Source organism: Microbispora bryophytorum (genome assembly GCF_006874465.1).
GTDB classification, from domain to species: Bacteria; Actinomycetota; Actinomycetes; order Streptosporangiales; family Streptosporangiaceae; genus Microbispora; species Microbispora bryophytorum.
Genome location: NZ_VIRL01000066.1, coordinates 1 through 930 on the forward strand (window position 1 = coordinate 1; position 930 = coordinate 930).

1 pseudogene is annotated in these 930 nt (G+C 69.7%); it reads left to right on the plus strand.

The annotated features are described in order from the left end of the window. Positions 1-930, plus strand: a pseudogene (locus tag FLX07_RS35820) (CBM35 domain-containing protein); the annotation flags it as partial.

Below are 930 nucleotides of genomic sequence, written 5' to 3' on the forward strand. Positions count from 1 at the left end.
TTCCGGCCGGTCACGCACGTCGCGGCCGGCGGCCTGTACGGCCTGGCGGAAAACAGCCGCCCGGCCGACTCCGCGCTGCTGCCGCTGAAGGTCAACTCGCTGACGCAGCCCGCCCCGGGCGTGGGGCAGCGGCCCAACGGCCAGCCGCCCGGCGGTGACTCGCTGCTGGTGGCCCCGCAGGCCACCCGGGTGGGGGCCGGGGAGTACGTCCGGATGCCGGACATCTACCCGAACTTCCCCTACCAGTGGGTGAGCTGGACCGACTGGCTGGCCAAGGTGAACACGATGGTCGCCGCCCGCCGCAACGCGACCTCGGTGACCAACGTCATCGGCTGGGAGCTGTGGAACGAGCCCGACGGGACGTGGAACACCTCCGCCGCCGGGTCCTTCAACGACGGCTGGACGCGCACCTTCCGGGCCGTGCGGGCGCTGGACACCACGACGCCGATCGTCGGCCCGAGCATCTCCTACTACAACCATTCCTGGTTGTCGTCGTTCCTGAGCAGCGCCAAGGCCGCGGGCACGCTGCCCGACGTCATCTGCTGGCACGAGCTGGGCGGCGACCCCAGCACCATCGCCGCGCACATCGCCGACTACCGCGCGCTGGAGTCCTCGCTCGGCATCAGCCCCCGCCGCATCTCTATCAACGAGTACGCCGCGCCGAGCGAAGTGGACGTCCCGGGCCGGATCGCCAGCTATGTCGCCAAGTTCGAGCGTGCCGGTGTCGAGACGGCACACAGGGCGTTCTGGTACGAATACGGCACCATGAACGGGCTTGTCGTCAACAACAGCCAGCCCACCGGCACCTGGTGGCTCTACAAGTGGTACGGCGACATGGCCGGCCGCATGGTCACCACCACGCCGTCCACCCAGACCGGGCTGGACGGCTTCGCCTCCTACGACGCCACCCGCAAGATCGTCAACGTGGTC